Genomic DNA, 21,364 nt, shown 5'->3' on the forward strand with positions numbered 1-21,364 from the left:
CCGTCTCAACAGACAGTCTCAGAAAATATCAAGCACTAAAAAAGCGACCTGGTTCGCCTGAATGACCCATTAAGAAGAGCACACTATGTTCCGCAACATCACTGTACAACGCGCCATCTCTAGCCTGGTTTTAGTCACCTTCAGCAGCCTGACGCTCTATCCATGTACTGTATCAGCCCAGACACGCGCTGCGGCCGAGCGAAAAAGCAGCTTGCTCAAAGTGGGGCAGGTTACTCCTCTAGCCAGAGCTGCAACATTGCCGCTCTTGGCAAGCAGCACCAGTGCAGCCACCAAACCAACAAATTCAGAAGAGCGCCTGAGCCAGCTACTCAATCAAATCCAGGATGACGTCAAAGCTACCTCATCTACCGCAACAACGACCAGCAATACACCCGCCAAAGCGGGCCTGCTCGCGTTAGCCGCCACGACCAACAGCAATACCACATTGCTCAACCAGCGCGTCAGCAGCATACGCAGTGCCAACACCCAAATCAACGCGATATACAGCGACATAGACCAAAGCTTCAAAGATACTGAACAACGTCTCAAAGATGCGAAGCTACCCGCAGAAATATTGACACGCCATCGCAAGGCCGTTGCCGACTACCAAAGCCGCCAGACGGAATTCAACCAGATCATGGACAGAGTAGTCCAGGCCGATGACAAAGGGCAGACCAGTAACCGCCAGACAGCCTTGGCTGACCTCAGCGGCTTCATGGACAAATACCCCAATGCCAAGCCGCATCAATATACTGACCCTAACAAACTGCCGTTTCGCAGCCCCAGCAACAACGTCAGAAAACCGAATGAAAGCAAGGCCCAATACCAGGCTAACCTGTTCAAGCCAAAAACTGAGAAACTCATGCCCGCTGGCCCGCCAGTGAATGCGCAAGGCTCAGCACAGCCATCTTTACCCGCAATCCCGACTGCACAAGACATCGCAGAGACAGAAGATGTGCAACTGACGCCTGCCATCAAGGCACAGGCTGCCGCCTTGAACAACAACCCTGTGCAAATCTATAACTGGGTCAGGAACAACATCAGCTTCATCCCCAGCTACGGCAGCATACAAGGCAGTGAACTGACATTACAAAACAAACGTGGTAATGCCTTTGATACAGCCAGTTTGCTGATCGCTCTGTACAGGTCAGCAGGCATACCTGCGCGCTATGTGTACGGCACCATTGACGTACCAGCAGACAAGGTCATGAACTGGGTAGGTGGTGTCACCAAGATAGAAGCTGCACAGAGTTTATTGGGGCAGGGCGGTATTCCTAATACTGGACTGATCAATGGCGGCACGATCGCAGCGATCCGTATGGAGCATGTGTGGGTTGAGGCCTTTGTGGACTACTCACCTAGCCGGGGTGCGATCAATAAAAACCCGAGTACCTGGGTGCCGATGGATGCGAGCTTTAAGCAGTATGAGTTTACGCCACAAGTTGATTTGTTAAAGACCGTAAAATTCGATCCAGTTGCTTTTAAGCAGACATTCCAGAAAACGGCAGTAGTTGACGCTAACGGAAGCAGGTTCTCTGGAGGAGATAGCAGTGCTATTGCAAATGAAATAGAAGAATTTCAAAGCAAGGTAACAGCATGGAGGCAATCTGTTGGGGATGTTGAAGCATTGGATAAATTGCAGGGCAAGAAGACAATCAGGTCAATTTCTTCACCCATTTTGTATGGGGCGTTGCCTTACAAGATTGTAGTGCAGGCAAGTGAGTTCCAAAATTTACCTGCAAACTTAAGGTGGGGAATTACCCTCGAGTATTTTGCAGGTGAAAACGATGGTTTGCAAAGCGCAGTATTCTCGAAATCGATTTCATTGCCTCAGCTTGGAAATAAAAAACTCGGTTTGACATTCGATGCAGCAACCAATGCTGATGCAGCATTACTCCAGAGTTTGCGAGCAGAAAATGCTGCGAGTCTGCCAGCCTACCTTGTAAGCGGAATACCTAAATTAACCCTAGATGGCGCATCCATTGCTTCTGGCCAGGCTGTTCAATTTGGTACTAGGCAAACCGTAGTATTGACGATGACAGATCCAATTGGTGCTCATGGTCAAGCTATAAATTATGAAATCACAACTGGTGATGAGACCGTATTTGCAATCAATTCATCTGGAGTTTCTCAGGCCATGTTGGATGACAGATTAGCCAAATTTGCTTCAAATAATGCATCTGAAAATTTGCAGACAGTCAGTTTGATGTTTTGGTATTTGCATGACACGAATGATCAAATTATCGCAGCGACGCAAAAGGTCACTGCTTTCAGATTGCCTTCTGTAGGCGCATTTGGTTCACCGCTTACAACAAGTTATTTTTTTGGGATCCCGCGATCGGCAGCATATAAAGGTCGATATGCCGATGTTAAAAGAGTTTTGATTGCTGCTACAACAAACGATGGAAAAGTCCCAGTCTCTTTCATGGCGCAAAGTGGACTACAAGGCTCAGATTTTGAGGGGCTTGCATTTGATGCTACCTTCAATCGGCCTGTTGGTTCAGGTGGCTCAGCAACACGTTTAATCAACCGTGCAAGAGAGAGTGGTTTAGCCATTCTAAGGATTACATCGAATAATCAGGCTGATTTGCAAGCATTGGCAATACCTGCAGAAGTAAAAGCGGATATTCAAAATGCAATCGCAACAGGAAAAGAAGCAATCGTCCCAGAGGGTGTGATGAGCGGTAGTTGGCACGGGATTGGATACATCTTGACTGACCCTACTACAGGTGCTGGTGCATACATGATCAATGGAGGCTATAACGGAGGTGTAGATGAGCCTGGCTGTGATGACGATGGAACAGCGACTGCCCCAGTAACCACACCGGTTGCTGAACCGCATTATGGTATTTATATGCTTATCGCATTTGCAGCCATTGCCATTTTAGCAGCGCCATTTGTTGTTGGAGCAGCTGTTGAAGTGGCAATAGGTCGAGCACTTTTTGGTGTAACAATGCTAGTTGTTGCAAGCGTTTCAAATTCAGCACCTCCTCCAAATATTCAACTTACACCAGGTGGAACTAAAGTCTGGGAAAGCACCTTTGGTCGGATATATGGAAAATTACCAAGCGGTATGCCTGAAACTAGTTATCCTGGTTATGGTCTCTCACGTGAGCTAGACAATTTTACTTGTACAACAAATCTACTTGATAAATTAAGAGAAATACAAACAAGAGCCTGTGAAAAGCCAAGCAAATGTAAAGGAAATGAGTGTAATGTGAGTGTTCTTCAAGGGAACGTTGCAAATGGAAATGAATGTATTCAAGCGCGGATTGATGTCATGCAGCAGTGTTTTAAAGGCGGAAATAAATCACACTGGGATGAAGTGATAACAAGGATAAATAGTTTGGCGAATTGTGCAGATTGCATCGCTAATATATCTGCTCGGCAATGTATAAAATAAATAGGGGCAAATATGAATTTTAATAAATCCCTTCGTATCACAAGTTATTTTGAGGAAGCCGTATATGAGATTTTTCCAATGCAGCCAATTCCTGTTATTCCTGAAAATACGGAATCGGATTTTAAAGCTCAAGCATGGGTTTTGTTGAATGGCAGGACATGGAGTGAAGTAATTGGGTTGCGTTTATATGATGGTGGGTTAAACCTTCATTTCATTGCTTGGTTAAGGGATTTACCCTTAGATGTCGTCAGATATTACTTGCCAAGCCACTTAATTGTGGCTTCAATATTGATTTACTATAATGTTGAATCGAATCATCCAATTGATTTGGTTGAGGCTTTGATTTTGCCACCATCCAAGGACGAAAAATTACTTGCTGACATGGATTCTGAGCTTTCACTTGTTTCTCGTTTGGAATATGAATGGGAAAGTCGATTGGATTTATACAAAATCATGAATCCAAAAGAGCGCGCCTGTATCGCTTATTTTCTTGATATTTATGGAGAATATAAAGAATCGGAATTTACACCGCCTGGCTTTGAGCTTTTCAAGAAAAATACTGAATACTGGAGAAATTCGTCATTGCCTTGTTCAGTATTTGATTAAGGAATCTCTGATTAAGTAAACGCAACCCGATTCAGAAACGTTAATAGAAGCATGTTCCACCGTCAATCATTAAAGCCATGAGACAGACTACATTTGCCCAAGGAAGCTTTGCACAAAGAAGGGGTCACCCATTAGCCCCCGGTAGTCAAGTAGCCGAACAACATACTCGCAACACACCGCGATAATATTTACTGCGCCACCACACGCTTGTTTCAAAATGCCGTCGTGCCTTTTTGCCCTGTTCAGTGTTCAGTTAAACAAAATCCCTTCGTGCCCTGTTCAGTGTTCAGTTAAACCAAGTCCTTTCGCCAGATCAGCATTTTTTGCAAAATCTGGCAAAGGTTTTGATTCAGTTGAACACTGAACTGATCATTTTTTGCTCATCGCGAGTAGTAAAAATTGTTCACCTGATTAAAATACAGGCAAATTATTTACTTGAGACGAGCACCACCCTGAACACCTAAAAATGTTCAAGATCGACAGCTATTTTGTTTTATTGGGGTGGCTAACGCTGTAAATAGTAACCGGTCAGCAAACCATCCCAAGCACTAAAATACTGAACGGCTTTTGGTGCTGACCTGTAAGGATTTACACCGTTCCACACCTCCGCAGGTGTATACCCATGCAAATGTTGATGCGGCCTGACTAAGTTATACCAGGTAGTAAAATCGCCCAGCAAACAATCGAGCATCAAGCCATTAAGAGGAGTAATCAAATTCAACTTCTCTTTAAGCGTTAAAAAGAAACGCTCAATCCTCCCGTTTTGCCACGGCTTGCCAGGTTCACTGAATTCCTGACGAATACCCAGTTCCTTCAAAGCCCGCCTAAATTTTTTACTGCGAAACACTGAAGCATTGTCCGTGCGGATAATTGCAGGCTGACCAAATAACTGTATTGCTTCTTTGATGCATTCCAGTATCGTTGCTGACGTCGCCAGCTCCAGACGCCGTAACAATAAGTTCATCCGAGTGCCATGATCCACAATACCCAGGATAAAATGGCTCACGCCATCTGCTGTCACTTTACCCGTACCATCGATACACCACCGCAAATTCGCAGGACTAGGTTCCGGAAAACGATTCCGTGTTTCCTTACGTATCACCGCCATCTCTGAACGGTATTTCTGTACCCAGTTATACACCGTCCCCAGACTGATCGTCATGCCCTTGTGTGCATAGAGCCGGTTAAACTCCATCATGATCTGCCGATAGCTTTTGCGCTCTGCAAATCTCTCCAACACAAATTGCAGAGCCCAGCGTGGTTTGGGACTGCCAGTCCGCCTTCTGTGCTTCTTCGCATAAAACTGCTTCGCTGGCGGGAGGAGGGCAGAAGCATATTCCTGCCTGTGCCAGTTGAAGCTGTAAAACCAGCACTGAACATGTTTTAGAAAATCTGAAATCCGGTTTAAAAGTACATCCAGAATCCGGTAATCAATCACCCCAAAATATGCAATCGCTATCAACATAAAACAAATAATACTTCTTAAAAATGGTCAGCGACTCAGCCTGAAATAACAGAGCTTTATCCATATTGCATTTCTCTACCAATCCATAAACCTGTCACGCAAGCTCTATTGATTCTTCCTGGCGCAATGTAGTCTATGTATCCATGAAAAACGACTTTGGGCCCAGCGTAGGAACTCGCTGACAAGTTTTGTGGCCTTGGTCTTGTAGATGTGGCGTGCATTGATTGGTATCTTGCCTTAGGTTTTAAATATTTCTTCAGCAGCAAAGAAAAAACCAATGCAGTGGATCTGCTGGTTTGTTGCGATGTTCTTTTGGGAAATATTTAAATGGACAATCGACTCACTACTTGATTCAGGAGTATCACGATGACTACCATGCAAAGCAATACTGCATCTAAAAAAACGGCGATCAAATCCCGTGCACTTGGTTCAAAGCCGAGGCTGACAGAAGAAAAAATTCTGCGCATGGGGGAGATGGATTATATGAATGATGCTCAACTGGCGTTTTTTAAATCTCGCTTGCAGGAAATTGAATCAACCCTGGTTCAGAATGCCAATGAGACTACGGCCCATCTGCAGGAAAACGACATCATTGCAGACCCTTTTGACCGTGCCACGATAGAAGAAGAGCATGCGCTGGAGTTGCGTGCGCGTGACCGTGAGAACAAGTTGCTCAGGAAGGTGAGGGCTGCCTTGGTGCGCATAGAGGAAGGGGATTATGGCTGGTGCGAAGACTCTGGCGAGCCTATCGGCATAGAGCGTTTGTTGGCACGACCTACCGCAACGTTGTCGCTGGAGGCACAGCAACGTCATGAGCAAAGGCAAAAATTATTTGGTCACTGATTTTTCAAGGTGATAGTCCACTGGAACGCATCTCATCTTATTTATGAAATGAGTTCTAGATAGCAGGACAGGGATCGCTAAGCAATACGGAGGGCATATGGATTTGATTTTTTGGATTTTTGTCGGTGGCATAGTCGGATGGATCATTTTGATGACCTCTACGGGTGACCACCAGAATATTTATCTGAATGTGCTGGTTGGCATAGCGGGTAGTTTGATCATAGGCTGCCTGATGCCCTCGTATTTGAGTATTGATGCACCCAACGATGGAGGTTTTGATTTTCAGGCCCTGGGCAGTCTCATCGTTGGCGCAATGGCGATACTGAGCATTGCCAGCCTTTTTATGTCGCGGGATACGCGCTAGGGCGGGCATCGTCACGGGATTTATTTATGAAAACAAGCCCTTGCTGGACAAGGGCTTGTTTGTTTTTGTTGATCCGGTGTGTACCGTTTGTTCAGGAAATCGTGCAACTGACTGGTGGCAAGCCGAAGAAGGATAAATAATTCCCCTGTTCATGCTGGGCGGCGACCTGGTCAAACCATTGTTCTATCAGAGGCTTGCTGGTATCCACCGGGTGAAGTGATTTTGAGGTATTCAGCGCGACACTGCCGCTTGCCTGATTGGTCTGGGTGTAATACGAGCCGTAACCAAATTCGGCAGTGTCGATCGCAATTGCGATGAGGTCAATTGCTTCCTTGAGTGTGACGGTGACGTTGTCGTAGGTGGTTTCTATGCTGCTGGCTTCCGGTGCAGGTGAATACAGCAGCCCTCCAGAACTCAAATCGTCCGATGCCATGGGGACAAGGTCTATCTCATTATAGTAGCGCCATGAATTGGGGAAGCTTTTGTCATAGGCGTCTGCAAATGCCTGGTTGCCAGCGGTGGGGGCGGCAAAGGTCAGTATGGGAAGAAGTGCGGGAGGCGTTATTTTGTTTTGCTGGAATTGATACAGCAGCCAGGGGGCAAAAACCGTCGTCAGGTTACCGCCCAGGCTGTGCCCAACCACGCCGATGGAGATGTCACTGCCGATAGCATTTGCGGCAAGGTACTGGTATATCGTTTGGCCAGACGCATTGACCAACTGTGTCAGGTCATTCAGGCCATCTGACGAGCCCTGCGAGATCATAGGATTTGCGTCGCTGGCTGGATAAGTCCAGGCAGTTTGTTCAAACACATTCAAATCCTGATAAAATCAATTGTCAAAAGCCTGCCAGCTAAAGTTGAGCAGAGAGCCGCGTATGCCCACCACGTATTGCGAGCTGCCATTGTAGGCAACGAAGGCAATATTGCCGTTGATATCGTTTTGCGCCACCCAGACGGCACTCCAGCCATTGTTCATGTTCTTTAGCGTTGAAGCCGGATCGGGGCAATACGCTACTGCAGCCAGCGTCATTGCTAATCCTGGATTGGGGTCGGATGCATTGCCTATCGATGTACTCATGGTATTTTCCTGGTAGATGTGGGTTGACATGCGTGCAGATTTGTCCGGGATGTGCCAATGCGTGTGTCGGGCAAATCAGTTTTTAAATTCCGATTTGACAATGTAGTTGATGGTGGTTAAAAAGACAAGTTCATTTTATGAATACCTGGCCAGTTGCGCAGATACAGCACCGGTTTTTTGCCGCAACTTGCTAGGAGGGGCGGGGCAGCTTCGTAGCGTCTTTGTGAGATATTCTGGAACCTGTGCAATAATTAATAGTCTATCAAGTTTGCATTTGAGTTCTGGCCGTCAATTTCTTTCTGTTGACTGTGGAATTCAAGGTTTCAAGGGAATCATGGAGTTTGAATTGTTGAATATTTCCCCGATAAAAAATGCCATTATTGGCTCTTCGATCTGGGCGACGATGCTTTTATCAGGCTGTGCTTCTTTGCACCTGGATGAAAGAAATCCACATATAAATGTCAAGGCTGTTGGTGGTGACACCAGTGTTCCACGGGCGCATTACGCGTCCAGGCTAGGATGTGCAACAAGTACTGTGGCTGAGAGCGATCCTTGTCCTCATCCCATGTTTGTGGGGTAGCGATTTCTGGTGGTGGATTGCGGGCGGCAAATTTTGGCCTGGGGTGATGTCGCAGTTGCGCCATTTTGGTTTGTTTGATGAGGTCACGGCGTTGTCATCAGTCTCTGGCGGTTCACTTGCGGCTGCGGCTGTGAGCTTGAAGCCATTGACCAGTGAGGCGGATTTTGATGTGATGGCGTCCCAATTACGCAGGGACTATTTGTCATCATGGGTATACCGTTCGGCTAACCCTATCAATTTTGTACCTACGCTGACATCCGGTAAAAATGCCACCCGTATCCTGGCAGATGTGTTTGATACGGGGATATACAAAGGTGCGGTGTATGGCGATTTGGGTGAACGTAAGCCGGGCAAGCCCTCGCTGTATATCAACAGCTCGCATGCACACCGTTTTGTCGGTGCCGACAGCTTGACGACCAGGGGGCTTAATTCTTCAGATGCGAGCTTGCAGGGTTTTACTTTTACAGATGCTGCATTCAAGGAAATTGGTTCAGATTTAAATCAGTTGCGCCTGGCAGACGCAGTGGCAGCATCTGCTGCCTATCCGGGCTTGTTCGTGCCTCTGGCATTAAAAAACTTTAACGCTGACAGTGATATTTATCATCAGGCCAGCCCGAAATTTTTGCATTTATATGATGCGGGTTCGTCTGATAATCTGGGCGTCGATGCCTTGATCCGTGCCTATTCAGAAATTTTGGTGGGCACTCAGGATTTGTCATGCCTGCTGATACTGGTAGATGCGCACGTCAATGACAGGGGAGACTTGAGCGGTTCATTGGCAGATACCAGGAGCAGTATGATAGATTATGTCATCAGCCCGTCTATCTATCGCGCTTTCGATTCCTTGCTTGAGCAACGCAGGGAATGGCAACTGGAGATGCTGGGCGTGCCGTTGGCGTCTGATCAGTCATTCAGGTTCAATCCTAACGTCAATATCCCTTTAAAGAATTATGCATTTTCTGGAAAAGGGAATTCGGTAGGACGTGGGCGTCATTTCGCTGTGGACGAATCTCCCGCCCTGACGCCGGGTCGCTCCATCAATCATGCAAATTGCGCGGTTTGGCATATAGGTCTGGATCGTTTGCTTGAGCTGACCAAGAAGGGAAATCCGCGCAAGCGCAATGCATTTTTTCAGCAAGCTGCGGCGGATGAATACAGGGATGATTCCTATCGGGATAACCAGCTCATCAGACTTGACCGCTTTGTCAATTCCATACAAACGAATTACAAGCTTGCCTTGAACGGGCCCGGGCGTTGCGATGAGATCCCGATACAAAATTCTCTTTTTGAAGCGGCAAGGGTGTTGATGACTACGGATACTGACTCCAGCACCAAGCTGGTGACATGGCTGAAAGAAAATCATCGCGGAAACCTGTCGCAGAACATCAGTGATTTGCTGGCTTCGAAAGCGATGCAGGACCAAAAGGAGCTGGTCCAGGTGCCACGTTATTTAGTGCAAGAACCAAATTCTTCACATCCTTTGGCGTCCTGGATCAATTGTATGAAGTAAGTCGTGCCAATAAAAAGACCTGAGCGAGCTCAGGTCTTTGCATTTGCTGGTGTCATATTGATAGTGGCATTGATATGTTTTTGTATCATGCCGCGATCTTGTGGTCGGCCCAGTGATAATCTATTGCCGCACTTGGCACGCCGACAGAATTGGTATTTTCTGAAGACATGCTGATGTGGCGTATATATTCTCCTGCGGCCTGTCTTTGTCTCAGATTGTCAGCAAATTTGAGGGCGGCAATCATGTCGCCGGTATCAAATTCCCTGCAGTGAGACATCTTAATTTGCTTGTGGATTTCTATCCAGAATACTGCAAACATGTTTACCTCCCTTCCTTAGAAATAACGTCAGGCTGGCGGGGTTTTCCCTTTAAGCCCGGGCTTGTCCTTGCGATTCAGGTAAGCAAGGAAAAGCTTGATTAAATGAATATTGTTACTTGCGGGCCTGTGATCAGTACCGGTGTTTCCGTGGCCAGACTGCTAACTACTGGCCACGACCGCTTGCGCGGGTTTTACTGCTGGGTCTGTGTTTTTTTGATAAAAACAGCAGATGATTAAACAAAAAGCCCGGAGCTTTTAAGGGCATCCGGGCTTTTCAGCTTTAAGTAGGGCAGAGCGGGTTTTAATTTGCTCCTGCTACCTGAAGGGCTGGCCTTCGGATGCGGTGATACGGGTTAGGGTTAAACGTAAAATTAACTGACTTGAACTGCTCGCTGTGGGTACTCACATGTTTGGCGATGGTGCGAATAATGCTGTTGCTATCATCGCGTTTGGACGTAGTGCCAGACGCCGCCAGAGTTGTTCGTGCATCACGATAATTCAGTCCCGCCACTGCCTTGGCCGACAATGCTGACAGCAAGCCTTGTGCGGTTAAGCACATGTCTTGTTGCAGTTGTGGGAGCCAGGTAGATTTCACGTATCGTTCCTAAAAAAAATGTTTAACAAGTCTTGCTGAATTCGATGAATTGATCTTGCCACAGCTTTTGGAAAAAATCCAGCATGGCGTGGAGAAAATTGAATGTTTCATGTTGTTTTTATGCGGTGACCGCAAAAATTGCCTATATCCTGTATCATCGCAGCCGTTGATTGAGGTTCAATCACGCTTATGACAAACCCAGTAACAATACTCTTTTCCCCATGTCCGGACACAAAATAAAAGCCGAGCTCAGAATCCGTGAGTTGATGGTTGAGCACAAGATTCGTTCGGTTTCTGCCTTGCACCGCCTGCTGATAGCAAGGCGGGTGACCGTCTCGCATTCCCAATTATTACGTATCGTCGATAACAAGGCAGAACACTGGAAAGTGGAGTTCATTGAAGCTTTTGCCGAGCTTTTTAATTGCTCGGTACAAGACTTGTTCCGATTTGAAAAACTCGCCACCATTGAGGCTTCTGCTGATGCGGCTGCGCAGGATAAAGACTCAGGTGTCAGCGCTGAAAATAAAAGTGCAGGGGTTTGATGTAGCACAAAAGACGATTCATGCAGCCGTCATAATTTTGCGCTATAGTATGTCCAGCTGCTGTACATACAACCGATATGTATGACGGTAGTGAGGTGCGCTTGGTTTGCGTTCAAGCAGACAAGCCACCGTCCAGAATTCAAAAAATGCGGGAGTCGTGTAAGCGGCTTCCGTTTTTTTATTTTCAGCTTACTCCAGATTTATTTCCGGCGCTGGTGTTTTTCTCTGTACGCGCCTGGGCTCACTCCCGTCCATTCCTTGAAGGCATGATTGAAGGCGCTTTGCTCCTGGTAGCCCAGCAGGAAGGCGATATCAGCCAGGCTGAAACCTGTTTGCTGCAAATAATCGATGGCCATGTCTTTCCGGGTTCGATCCAGAATTTGCTGGAAGCTGATGCCTGCTTCGCTCAATTTACGCTGTAGCGTGCGCTGGCTCAGCAATAGTTCTTGCGCGATCAGCGGCAATCTGGCCTGGTCTTGTGCGAGATTATTGCTGATAGCTGCCCTGACCTGGGCAACGATGCCACCATCCTGCTGTGCCTGCTGTTTTTGTTTGAGCAATAGTTCGGCATGATGTTGCAAGACCGGGTACATGCTGACATCGGCATTGGGCACAGGCCAGCCAAGCAGGGCTGTGGGAAAACGTGCGCAATTGATGATGGCCTCAAAGTGTACTTCCTGGCCAAACAGACGATGATGCTCGCTCAAATCATCTGGAGCCGCATGCCTGAAATACACCGGTGCATCAGGCAGTATAGTGCCGGCGAACCAGTTGCCAAACACGCGTATGCCGGCAAATACACTTTCTACCAGGTGCCTGCTGGCCTGCGGATAGTGGCTATGCCACTGATATTCGGTCATCGCATCATCGACGACCAGTGCCGAGCGGCCAAGGTCATGCGCCAGACCTTCATAGCGCATGGTTTGCTGGAAGGCTTGTTCAAAGTCCTTGCAGCTCATCAGTATCATGCCATACACATTGTAGGTGCCAAGCTTGACCCTCTCGCCTACATGCAAGCCAAAGTGCGGATCTATGCTCAGTTCTGCGCCAGCATCAAGCAGGCGTATATAGTCTGCAGCAGCTATGCTTTCCTGCCATCTGCTCAGGGCATCTTCAGCCATGCCAGCCATGGTCGCCAGTGTTCGCAAATTCAAACTACGTTCGTTCACCAGTTCAAGCAAAGGTTGCAGGTAGGCAGCAGCAACCCGTCCATTGGTATGGTGGCCAGCGATTGCTCCTGTATGTGAATTTGGCATATTAAAACAAGAACCCTGTCATGAAAGCGCAATACCTGAAGGTGACACTTGATTAAGCTACAAGTTAATTATTGAGTATACCAAGCTCGGGCTTAATTCAGGGATAGAAAAAATGCGACGTTGGAATGGTTGGGGGGATGACAGTATTCATTATGCGATCAATGCAGATGCCCTGAGTTTTTTGCAGGCACGCATAGGGCATGGCGTGCCGCAGACAGATGCAGAACTGGATCAGGTATGCCAGCAAGTGCCAGAAAGCCGTTTGCCACCACATCCACTGACAGATACAGACGCGCTTGGGCGTGTCAGGCATACTCTGGGACAAAGCCTGCCAGACTGGCTCAAAATGCGCTTTGGCAAGATCAGCCATTTCCCTGATGGTGTGGCTTACCCAGAAAGTGCTGCGGATGTGCGCAGCTTGCTGGATTACGCCATATTACACAACATCGCCTTGATACCTTATGGCGGCGGCACCAGCGTGGTTGGGCATCTGGCCATCACAGAGAATATGCAGCCGGTCTTGTCTGTCGATATGTCACGCATGTCGCAATTGCTGAATCTGGACAAGGAAGCGCAACTGGCGACCTTTGGTGCAGGTGTCTTTGGTCCTGATCTGGAAGCGCAATTGCGTGCCCATGGCTATACGCTGGGGCATTTTCCGCAGTCTTTTGAATATTCAACGCTGGGCGGCTGGGTGGTTACCCGTTCATCTGGTCAGCAGTCGTTACGCTATGGGCGTATAGAACAATTACTGGCAGGTGCCAGGGTGGAGACCCCTGCGGGGAGGCTGGATATCCAGACCTTTCCTGCATCCGCTGCCGGGCTGGATTTGCGGGAAATGTTGATGGGATCAGAAGGGCGCATGGGCATATTGACGGAAGTGACCGTACGCATTACGCCTTTACCTGCATGTGAAGAATTTCACGCGGTGTTCTTTCCTGACTGGGATACAGCACAAACTGCTGTGAGGACTATCGCCCAGGGCAAGCTCGGTTTATCGATGTTGCGGCTGTCAAATGCCACTGAAACCCTGACCAGCCTGACACTGGCAGGCCACAAGAAGTTGATAGGCTTGCTGGAATCTTATTTGCGCCTGCGTGGCTGTGATGAGGGTAAATGCGTTTTGCTCATCGGTGCTAGCGGCGAAAAATCTCAGGTGCGCCATGCCATCAAATCTGCATTGAAGATGACAAGCCAGCATCAAGGCGTGCATGTAGGTAAAACCATGGGTAAAAAATGGAAGCAGGGGCGTTTCAGGAATGTGTATCTGCGTAATAGCGCCTGGCAGCAGGGTTATGCGATAGATACCGTAGAGACAGCCTGCGACTGGCCCAAAGTGAAAACTATGATGCTGAGCATGGAGCAGGCGGGTCGTGATGCCATGGCAACAGAAAATGAACAAGTGCATGCTTATACGCATTTGTCCCATTTATATGCTCAGGGTGCCAGCGTGTACTCGACTTTTGTGTATCGCCTGACTGGCGATTATGAACAAGACCTTGCGCGCTGGCGCAGGCTTAAATCTGCAGTCTCTGCCGCTATCGTTGACAATGGCGGCACCATAAGCCACCAGCATGGCGTGGGCAGTGACCATGCTCCTTATCTGGAAGCTGAAAAAGGCAGTCTGGGAATATCTGGGCTGCGTCATCTGTTCAAACACTTCGACCCGCAGGGCATCATGAATCCTGGCAAGTTATTGCCTGCAGAAGACGTAAAGCAATGAAAATAGCCAAATCACGTGCCGACTTACTCAGGACGATTGCCAACCAAGAGCAAGACTGGGACATCATCGTCATTGGTGGTGGGATTACTGGTGCAGGTATATTGCTGGAAGCTGCACGACGCGGCTTAAGGGTTTTGCTGGTCGAGCAAAAAGACTTCGCCTGGGGTACATCCAGCCGCTCCTCCAAACTGGTGCATGGTGGTTTGCGCTACATTAAAGAAGGCAAGTTCTTCCTGACACGGGATTCTGTACGTGAAAGGCAGGGACTGATGCAAGCTGCGGCAGGTCTGGTTGAGCCACAGAGTTTTGCATTTGCTGACTATCAGGGACGGAAGCCTGGGCGCTGGATGTTTGCGCTCGGTTTGGTCATCTATGATTTTCTGGCTGGTTTGCGTGGCAAACATTATTTCTCGGCGCAAGACTTCCAGATGCTGGCACCGCATATACCTGCGGCTGATTTAAAAGGCGGCTCTTGCTATCTGGATGCCAAGACTGATGATGCCCGTCTGGTGCTCAGGGTCTTGCAGGAGGCGCGTGCTGCCGGAGCTATCGCCTTGAACTATCTTGCAGTAAAAAGTGTCATGTATGACAACGGGCATGCCACTGGCGTGGTTTTGCAAGATGCATTGAGCATGCAGGAATACCAGATCAACGCCAAAGTCACCATCAATGCAACTGGCGCTTGGGCTGACGACCTGCGTCAGCAGCAAGGGGCAAGTGCAAGATTGCGCCCTCTGCGCGGCAGCCATTTGCTAATACCTGCCTGGCGCTTGCCGGTGGCGCAGGCAGTAAGTTTGATGCACCCGCGTGATGGCCGGCCAGTCTTTGTTTATCCCTGGGAAGGTGTCAGCCTGGTGGGGACGACAGATGTGGATCACAGCGATGATGTGCAGCAAGAAACTGCCATCACCGCACATGAAGTCGCTTATTTGATGGAAGCGATGGACTTCCAGTTCCCGCAATTGCAACTGAAGCTGGATGACATTATCGCCAGCTATGCAGGTATCCGACCTGTGATTGATACCGGCAAGGCCGACCCATCGAAGGAAGGGCGTGATCATGCCATCTGGCTGGAAAAAGGCTTATTGACAGTCACAGGCGGCAAGTTGACGACTTTCAGGCTGATTGCGCAAGATGCGCTAAAGCACATTGCTCATTTATTTCCTGGCCATCAGTCTGATCAAAAGGTGAGCAATTTATTTGCCCGCCCATCAGATTTAGCTAATGAAAAACAATTAAACCATACACAAAAATCACGGTTGCAAGGCCATTATGGTCAATCCGCTGCTGAGATTGTACAAATTGCTCAAGATGGTGAACTGGATTTCATACCAGGGACACTGACCATGTGGGTGGAATTGCGCTGGGCAGCGCGGCATGAAGCGGTAGAGCACTTGCAAGACCTGATGTTGCGCAGAACTAGGCTGGGTTTATTGGTACGCCAGGGTGGCCTGGCATTGTTGCCGCGCATCAGGGCAATTTGTCAGCCTGAACTAAAGTGGAATGACGAGCGATGGGAAAATGAACAGTCTGCCTATCTGCAACTGTGGAACAAGTATTATGCTTTGCCAGACAAGAGTAGTATCCCTGAATGGCGAAATCTGCGGCAGTCTATATAAAATAAAAAATCATGTCCAAGCAATATATTCTTTCCATAGACAACGGCACCCAAAGCGTCAGGGCTATCCTGTTTGATTTGCGGGGCAATATTGTCGCCAAATCCCAGGTGCATCTCGAAGCTTATTTTTCAGATCAACCTGGCTGGGCAGAACATCATCCTGAAGATTATTGGCAGGCAGTATGTACAGCCTGCCAGCGTCTGTGGAATGAACATGGCATTTCTCCATCGACGGTACAAGGTGTTGCCGTGACCACCCAGCGCGGCACCATGATCAACCTGGACAAGCAAGGCCAGCCTTTGCGACCCGCGATTACCTGGTTGGATCAAAGGCGTACCGACATAGTCCCACCGGTTAACCCCTTGTGGATGACGGCCTTCAAGCTGGCGGGCGTTGCCAGCACTATTAATTTCTTTCGCGGTGAGGCCGAAGCCAACTGGATCAAGGCGCATCAACCAGACATCTGGGACAAGACGGATAAATACCTGATGTTGTCCGGTTACCTGAATTATCGCCTGTGCGGCAATTTCATTGATTCCATAGGTTCGCAAGTCGGTTATTTGCCATTTGATTATAAAGGCTTGAAATGGGCTGGGAAATTGGACTGGAAATGGCAAGCATTGGCGGTAAAGGCCGAAAGCTTGCCTGAGCTGGTGCCACCCGGTACAGTCATGGGACACATCAACCACGCGGCTGAGGCAGCAACCGGCATACTGGCTGGCACACCTTTACTGGCTGCAGCGGCGGACAAGGCATGTGAAGTGATAGGAGCTGGCTGCCAGCAACCTAATATCGGCTGCCTCAGTTATGGCACGACTGCGACCATCAATACCACCAGCAAGAAATACCTGGAAGTGACACCATTCATACCACCTTATCCAGCAGCAATCCCCGGTTCTTACAGTACCGAGGTGCAGATATTCCGTGGTTACTGGATGGTGAACTGGTTCAAGGAACAATTTGGTCATCATGAAAAACTGCAAGCGGCAGAGCAGGGCGTTTTGCCAGAGGCCTTATTTGATGAGCTGGTGAATGCTGTGCCGCCGGGTTCCATGGGACTGATGCTGCAACCCTACTGGACGCCCGGTATCAAAGTGCCGGGTGCAGAAGCCAAGGGCGCCATCATCGGGTTTGGCGATGTGCATACTCGTGCACACATGTACCGCGCTATCCTTGAGGGACTGGCTTATGCCTTGCGAGAAGGCAAAGAGCGTATAGAAAAGCGTAGCGGTGTGGCGATCACTGAATTGCGAATCTCAGGCGGCGGCTCTCAGAGCGACGCTGCCATGCAATTGACGGCAGATATCTTTGCCTTGCCGACATCGCGCCCGCATATCTATGAAACCTCAGGTTTGGGTGCTGCTATCGATGTAGCGGTAGGCTTGGGCCTGCATCCCAGTTTTGACGTCGCGATCAAGGAGATGACGCGCATAGGCAAAACCTTTGAACCTATCGCCCATCATCACCAGATCTACAATGAGCTGTATCACCGGGTTTATCAAAAGATGTATGCCCGTTTGCAGCCTTTGTATAAAGAGATACAGCAAATCACCGGATATCCGAAAATGCATTGACGTAACTTGATAGTGCTCGGCCTGCTATCATTATTCGCATGACGACAATAGTACTCTTGCCTGGCATGGATGGTACAGGCACACTCTATGAGCCTTTGCATAAGGCATTGAATGGTAGATGTAAACTACTGGTATTGACATATCCGCCAGATCAAGCGCTGGGCTACGCAGAACTGGAGATCTTGGTTCAGACGCAACTACCGCAGGATGAAGATTATATTTTGCTGGGCGAATCGTTCTCAGGCCCGATTGCCATTTCCATCGCTGCCACAAAGCCAGTGCGGCTGAAGGCCTTGATACTTTGTGTGACTTTTGCATGTAATCCTTATCCCTGGATGGCAGGTTTCAGATTTGTGCTGCCTTATTTACCGACCAGACTGGCACCGTTGCGGGTCCTCAGCCATATGTTACTGGGGCGATTTTCCAGCAAAGAATTGTGCATGCAGTTGGCAGATGCTTTGGCAGGTGTCAGGCCCGCCAGTTTAAAGGCCCGTTTGCATTCGGTGTTGAGTTGCGATGTCAGAGAAAAACTCCAGGGCATCAAAGTGCCTGTACTCTATCTACAAGCCAACAGGGACAGACTGATACCAGTCTCTGCCCATGCAGATATCAAAACGCAATTGCATGAAATGGAAATATGCCGATACGATGCACCTCATTTTTTATTGCAGACGAAAGCGGATGCAGTTGCCAAAGATGTTCAGCAGTTGATGTCGAAAGTCGAAGTTGATAGGGAGAGTTAGTGTTGAGTAATTATGATAAAGTTGAATATGCCAGGCGCCTGAACCGTGTTCTTGACTATGTAGACCAGCATTTGGATACGTCGTTGGAATTGGATAAATTGGCTGAAGTGGCACATTTTTCACGTTTTCATTTTCATCGTATATTTGCTGCCTGGATGGGTGAAACACTGGGAGATTATGCGCGGCGGCGACGTCTGGAAACCGCAGCCTGGCGTTTATCCTGCGATCGACAAGCATCGGTACTGGACATTGCGCTCGCATGCGGTTTCGCTTCTGGCGAAGCGTTTGCCCGCGCATTCAAGCTCCGGTTTGACTGCACCCCAAGCCAATGGCGGGCTGGTAGCGATGAGCGCAGATTGGCTCAGGTGCGGGCAGGTTATGAAAACCGTGCAAGACATGACAGCAATCTGAGTCAGGTACTCAGCAATTCTGATCAGGTAAACGTGAACGGTATTTGCGAAGATAGTGGCTCTTATCAGCCACGTCGAAAGTATCTTATGGAAGTAAATATTGTTCAATTGCCGGCAGTACGCGTTGCTTACCAACGTTATATAGGCCCGTATGGCCCAGGCGTTACTGAGTTCTGGCGCAGTAAAGTTACGCCATGGATGCAAGTCCATGGCTTACAAGATCAAGTCTGTTATGGAATAGGGTATGACGATCCCAGCGTCACGGTTGCGGACAAATGTCGTTATGATGCATGCGTCACTATCACTGAGGGCTTCGCGCCAGGTGCTCATGCAAATGTCAAAACATTGCCAGGCGGTGCTTATGCTGTTGCCCAATTCAATGGGCCAGTGACGGCTGTGAATGATGCATGGATGGAGTTGATGCGCGAATACTTGCCAGCCAGCGGCATGCAATGTGATGACAGGCCCTGTTTTGAGCAGTTTTCGGCAAATTCTGCTTTGGATCCTCAGACAGGAATATTTTCTTGTCTGTTATGCATACCTGTCAAGGCGCTATAAAAAATCCTGCAATAAAAGTGACATACTCACTTGTGATGACTGATTCAGCTTGAGTTAATCAAGCAATACCGAGCCATCGGGGCCCCATTTCACTTTGGTGATCCCTGGCTCGGTTTCTTCCAGCCGTTTCATCTCATGTTCCTGTGGCGTTATCATGCCACGTTGCAGGCGCAATTCATCTGCCAGTTTTTGGTCTTCCATGATTTGCTGACGACGCGCTGCTGCCAGTTGTATGGTTTCCAGCAATTCTTCCTGGTTCCAGGGTTTAGCGATGTAGCGAAACACCTCGGCATCATTGATGGCACCCAGTATGGTCTTGAATTCGGCAGATGCGCTCAGCATCAGGCGTATTGCATGGGGCTGCATTTCCTTGGCAATGGACAAGAACTGTATGCCGTTCATGCCAGGCATATGGTAGTCAGAGATGATAAAGTCGAAAGCTGTATTACTCAGGCGATTGATCGCTTCCTGAGGAGAATTAAGCAATTCCATTGTCATTTCCATCTCTTTTGCGACGCTTTTCAGGCTCCTTTGCAGTGCCAGCAGAACATTTGGTTCGTCATCGAGCAATAATATCCTGTACATTATTTTCTCCTGTTGCTGTGTACACGTATGACTAGTTTGGAGCCTGCGGGGTGCTCGAACAATCGCAATTTGTCGATGACGTGCTGGTCCAGTACGTAATCGGTAGGCAGAAGCAGCATACCTTCTTTGGAAATCACATCAGCAGAAAGTATCATTCCTGGCTGTATTTGCGCTGTTGATATTTCTTGATCGTCAATCTCGTCAGTCTTGTTGCTAATAATTTGCTTGAAAGCTGCAACAACTTTTTCATCATAACGATTTCCGGCACCGCGAATAATTAATGCCTGCGCATCTTCCGCGTGCATTCTTTTTTGAAGCAAGCTGCCATTCTGTAGATTGTCATAATCGCTTGATAGCGACAAAATACGTGCGCCTATTGGGATATTTTCTCCTTCCAGGCCGTCAGGAAAGCCTCTGCCATCAAATCGTTCATGCTGCGCACGTATAATCTTTGAACTACCTTGCAAGTCTTGGAGTGGCATCAATAATTGCTCTGCACGTAGGGTATGTTTATGAAATTGTCCTAGCTGCTCACCATTCATTTGACTGACAGGGGTTGCCAATAACTCATCTGAAAAACCGATCTTGCCAATATCCGCTAATAGGGATGCGACAAAAATTTCTTGAGTCTCCTTAGAATCAAGGTTGAGTTTTTTTGCAATTTTTCTTGATAAATCGGCTACCCGCCTCGAGTGTCCAACAAGTTTGCCACCGCGCATTTCTATAACATTAGAAAAAACTTTGATAGACGTGAGAAAGTTGGTCTTCAATTTGTCGTTGACGCTTAAAAGCGACGCATGAGCCTTCCTAAGATCTATGGTTCGCTCATCTACCTTGATTTCCAGACTGGCATTAAGGGATTTAAGTTCTTCGTTTTGGCGCAGAGTTAGTGCTTCTAGCCTTTTTTTCTCTGCTTCTAATGCCTTGCGCTCCAGCGCTTGTTTAACTACTAGAACAATATCATTATCGTTCCAAGGTTTTGTTATATAACGAAAGATTTCTCCTCTGTTGATGGCATCTATGGTGGACTGCATGTCAGCATAACCAGTTAGTAACAATCGTATAGTGTCTGGCCAACGCGCTCTTACGTGTGCCAAAAATACTGCACCATCCATGACTGGCATACGCATATCGGAAATAGCCAGATCTACTGCTTCCTTTTCAAGTAAGTCTAAGGCTTCTTGACCGCTATTGGCCAATAGTATTTTATAAGGGTAGGGTCTGAACAAGCGACGTAGTGCAGAAAGAATATTTGGCTCATCATCGACAAAGAGAAGAACCGACGGTGCGTCAGAGCATATGCCATCGCTCATTGTATGCCTCCTTGCAATATGACTTTACTGTTGACATACCTGAAGAGGTGCGGGGTTCGGCCTAGTTGAAATGATCCAGTTTCGCGTTTGAAAATGAGTTCCTCGGCCTGCTTTTGAAGTATCCCAGAGGAAAGTGAACGACCCTCCCCGGCATCTCTATCTTTCGTTTTAATAGCAGAAAACGGATAAAAAATGCGATTTTTATCTACTTTAGGAATCTCGACTTCATCAATTCTAATGTTTGACATGATGTGTTATTTTCCCTGAATAGTGTGAAT

At 48.0% G+C, this 21,364-nt stretch carries 20 protein-coding genes; 11 read left to right on the forward strand and 9 right to left on the reverse strand.

Annotated features, from left to right (window positions below):
- Positions 1-85: 85 nt before the first annotated feature.
- Positions 86-3,403, forward strand: coding sequence for a transglutaminase domain-containing protein (locus UNDKW_RS11440; protein ID WP_162058783.1), 3,318 nt, complete (start codon positions 86-88; stop codon positions 3,401-3,403).
- A gap of 12 nt (positions 3,404-3,415) precedes the next feature.
- Positions 3,416-4,009 (forward strand): hypothetical protein, encoded by a 594-nt coding sequence (locus UNDKW_RS11445; RefSeq protein ID WP_162058784.1) that lies wholly within the window; start codon positions 3,416-3,418, stop codon positions 4,007-4,009.
- A 505-nt stretch (positions 4,010-4,514) separates the two neighbouring features.
- Here the strand turns inward: UNDKW_RS11445 and UNDKW_RS11450 are convergent.
- Positions 4,515-5,474 carry an integrase core domain-containing protein gene (locus UNDKW_RS11450; RefSeq protein WP_162058785.1) on the reverse strand — a complete coding sequence of 320 codons (960 nt, stop codon included), beginning with the start codon at positions 5,472-5,474 and terminating at the stop codon, positions 4,515-4,517.
- A gap of 375 nt (positions 5,475-5,849) precedes the next feature.
- Between UNDKW_RS11450 and dksA the strand changes: the two genes are divergently transcribed.
- Both dksA and UNDKW_RS11460 read left to right on the forward strand, forming a co-directional pair.
- Positions 5,850-6,317, forward strand: coding sequence for an RNA polymerase-binding protein DksA (dksA, locus tag UNDKW_RS11455; RefSeq protein ID WP_162061895.1), 468 nt, complete (start codon positions 5,850-5,852; stop codon positions 6,315-6,317).
- Between the two features lie 97 nt (positions 6,318-6,414).
- The gene (locus UNDKW_RS11460) at positions 6,415-6,681 is read left to right on the forward strand and encodes a GlsB/YeaQ/YmgE family stress response membrane protein (RefSeq protein ID WP_162058786.1); all 267 of its coding nucleotides are present in this window, start codon (positions 6,415-6,417) and stop codon (positions 6,679-6,681) included.
- Between the two features lie 91 nt (positions 6,682-6,772).
- On the opposite strand, the gene UNDKW_RS11465 is transcribed toward UNDKW_RS11460, so the two are convergent.
- A complete protein-coding gene (locus UNDKW_RS11465; protein ID WP_162058787.1) occupies positions 6,773-7,492 on the reverse strand; it encodes a lipase family protein in 720 nt (239 codons plus the stop codon).
- An 18-nt stretch (positions 7,493-7,510) separates the two neighbouring features.
- Complete coding sequence (locus UNDKW_RS11470) at positions 7,511-7,759, reverse strand: hypothetical protein (protein WP_162058788.1); 249 nt, start codon at positions 7,757-7,759, stop codon at positions 7,511-7,513.
- A 626-nt stretch (positions 7,760-8,385) separates the two neighbouring features.
- Between UNDKW_RS11470 and UNDKW_RS11475 the strand changes: the two genes are divergently transcribed.
- A complete protein-coding gene (locus UNDKW_RS11475; RefSeq protein ID WP_162058789.1) occupies positions 8,386-9,849 on the forward strand; it encodes a patatin-like phospholipase family protein in 1,464 nt (487 codons plus the stop codon).
- A gap of 85 nt (positions 9,850-9,934) precedes the next feature.
- On the opposite strand, the gene UNDKW_RS11480 is transcribed toward UNDKW_RS11475, so the two are convergent.
- Together UNDKW_RS11480 and UNDKW_RS11485 are read right to left on the reverse strand one after the other, a co-directional pair.
- The gene (locus tag UNDKW_RS11480) at positions 9,935-10,168 is read right to left on the reverse strand and encodes a hypothetical protein (protein WP_232063347.1); all 234 of its coding nucleotides are present in this window, start codon (positions 10,166-10,168) and stop codon (positions 9,935-9,937) included.
- 301 nt (positions 10,169-10,469) lie between these two features.
- Complete coding sequence (locus UNDKW_RS11485; RefSeq protein WP_162058790.1) at positions 10,470-10,763, reverse strand: hypothetical protein; 294 nt, start codon at positions 10,761-10,763, stop codon at positions 10,470-10,472.
- Between the two features lie 221 nt (positions 10,764-10,984).
- Between UNDKW_RS11485 and UNDKW_RS11490 the strand changes: the two genes are divergently transcribed.
- Positions 10,985-11,305, forward strand: coding sequence for a helix-turn-helix transcriptional regulator (locus UNDKW_RS11490; protein WP_162058791.1), 321 nt, complete (start codon positions 10,985-10,987; stop codon positions 11,303-11,305).
- A gap of 200 nt (positions 11,306-11,505) precedes the next feature.
- On the opposite strand, the gene UNDKW_RS11495 is transcribed toward UNDKW_RS11490, so the two are convergent.
- Positions 11,506-12,561 (reverse strand): AraC family transcriptional regulator, encoded by a 1,056-nt coding sequence (locus UNDKW_RS11495; protein WP_162058792.1) that lies wholly within the window; start codon positions 12,559-12,561, stop codon positions 11,506-11,508.
- Between the two features lie 112 nt (positions 12,562-12,673).
- Here UNDKW_RS11495 and UNDKW_RS11500 point away from each other — a divergent pair, with 112 nt between their 5' ends.
- Genes UNDKW_RS11500 through UNDKW_RS11520 form a run of 5 tightly spaced genes read left to right on the forward strand, consistent with a single transcriptional unit; the run spans position 12,674 to position 19,188 of the window.
- On the forward strand, positions 12,674-14,284 hold the full coding sequence (locus tag UNDKW_RS11500) for an FAD-binding oxidoreductase (protein WP_162058793.1): 1,611 nt from the start codon (positions 12,674-12,676) through the stop codon (positions 14,282-14,284).
- A complete protein-coding gene (locus UNDKW_RS11505) occupies positions 14,281-15,903 on the forward strand; it encodes a glycerol-3-phosphate dehydrogenase/oxidase (protein WP_162058794.1) in 1,623 nt (540 codons plus the stop codon). The genes UNDKW_RS11500 and UNDKW_RS11505 overlap by 4 nt, the downstream gene beginning before the upstream one ends.
- Before the next feature lie 11 nt (positions 15,904-15,914).
- Complete coding sequence (locus tag UNDKW_RS11510; protein WP_162058795.1) at positions 15,915-17,477, forward strand: FGGY-family carbohydrate kinase; 1,563 nt, start codon at positions 15,915-15,917, stop codon at positions 17,475-17,477.
- Between the two features lie 38 nt (positions 17,478-17,515).
- A complete protein-coding gene (locus UNDKW_RS11515) occupies positions 17,516-18,220 on the forward strand; it encodes an alpha/beta fold hydrolase (protein ID WP_162058796.1) in 705 nt (234 codons plus the stop codon).
- Positions 18,221-18,222: 2 nt separating this feature from the next.
- A complete protein-coding gene (locus UNDKW_RS11520; protein WP_370529112.1) occupies positions 18,223-19,188 on the forward strand; it encodes a GyrI-like domain-containing protein in 966 nt (321 codons plus the stop codon).
- A gap of 54 nt (positions 19,189-19,242) precedes the next feature.
- Here UNDKW_RS11520 and UNDKW_RS11525 read toward each other — a convergent pair whose 3' ends face one another.
- From UNDKW_RS11525 to UNDKW_RS11535, 3 genes are read right to left on the reverse strand one after another with little or no spacing between them, the layout of a single operon-like run.
- Positions 19,243-19,773 (reverse strand): response regulator, encoded by a 531-nt coding sequence (locus UNDKW_RS11525; protein WP_162058797.1) that lies wholly within the window; start codon positions 19,771-19,773, stop codon positions 19,243-19,245.
- Positions 19,773-21,086, reverse strand: a complete 1,314-nt coding sequence (locus UNDKW_RS11530) for an HD domain-containing phosphohydrolase (protein WP_162058798.1) — start codon at positions 21,084-21,086, stop codon at positions 19,773-19,775. Before UNDKW_RS11530 ends, UNDKW_RS11525 begins: the two co-directional genes overlap by 1 nt.
- A complete protein-coding gene (locus UNDKW_RS11535) occupies positions 21,083-21,334 on the reverse strand; it encodes a hypothetical protein (protein WP_162058799.1) in 252 nt (83 codons plus the stop codon). The genes UNDKW_RS11530 and UNDKW_RS11535 overlap by 4 nt, the downstream gene beginning before the upstream one ends.
- Positions 21,335-21,364 lie beyond the last annotated feature (30 nt).

This window comes from Undibacterium sp. KW1, assembly GCF_009937955.1.
Classification (GTDB): Bacteria; Pseudomonadota; Gammaproteobacteria; order Burkholderiales; family Burkholderiaceae_D; genus Undibacterium.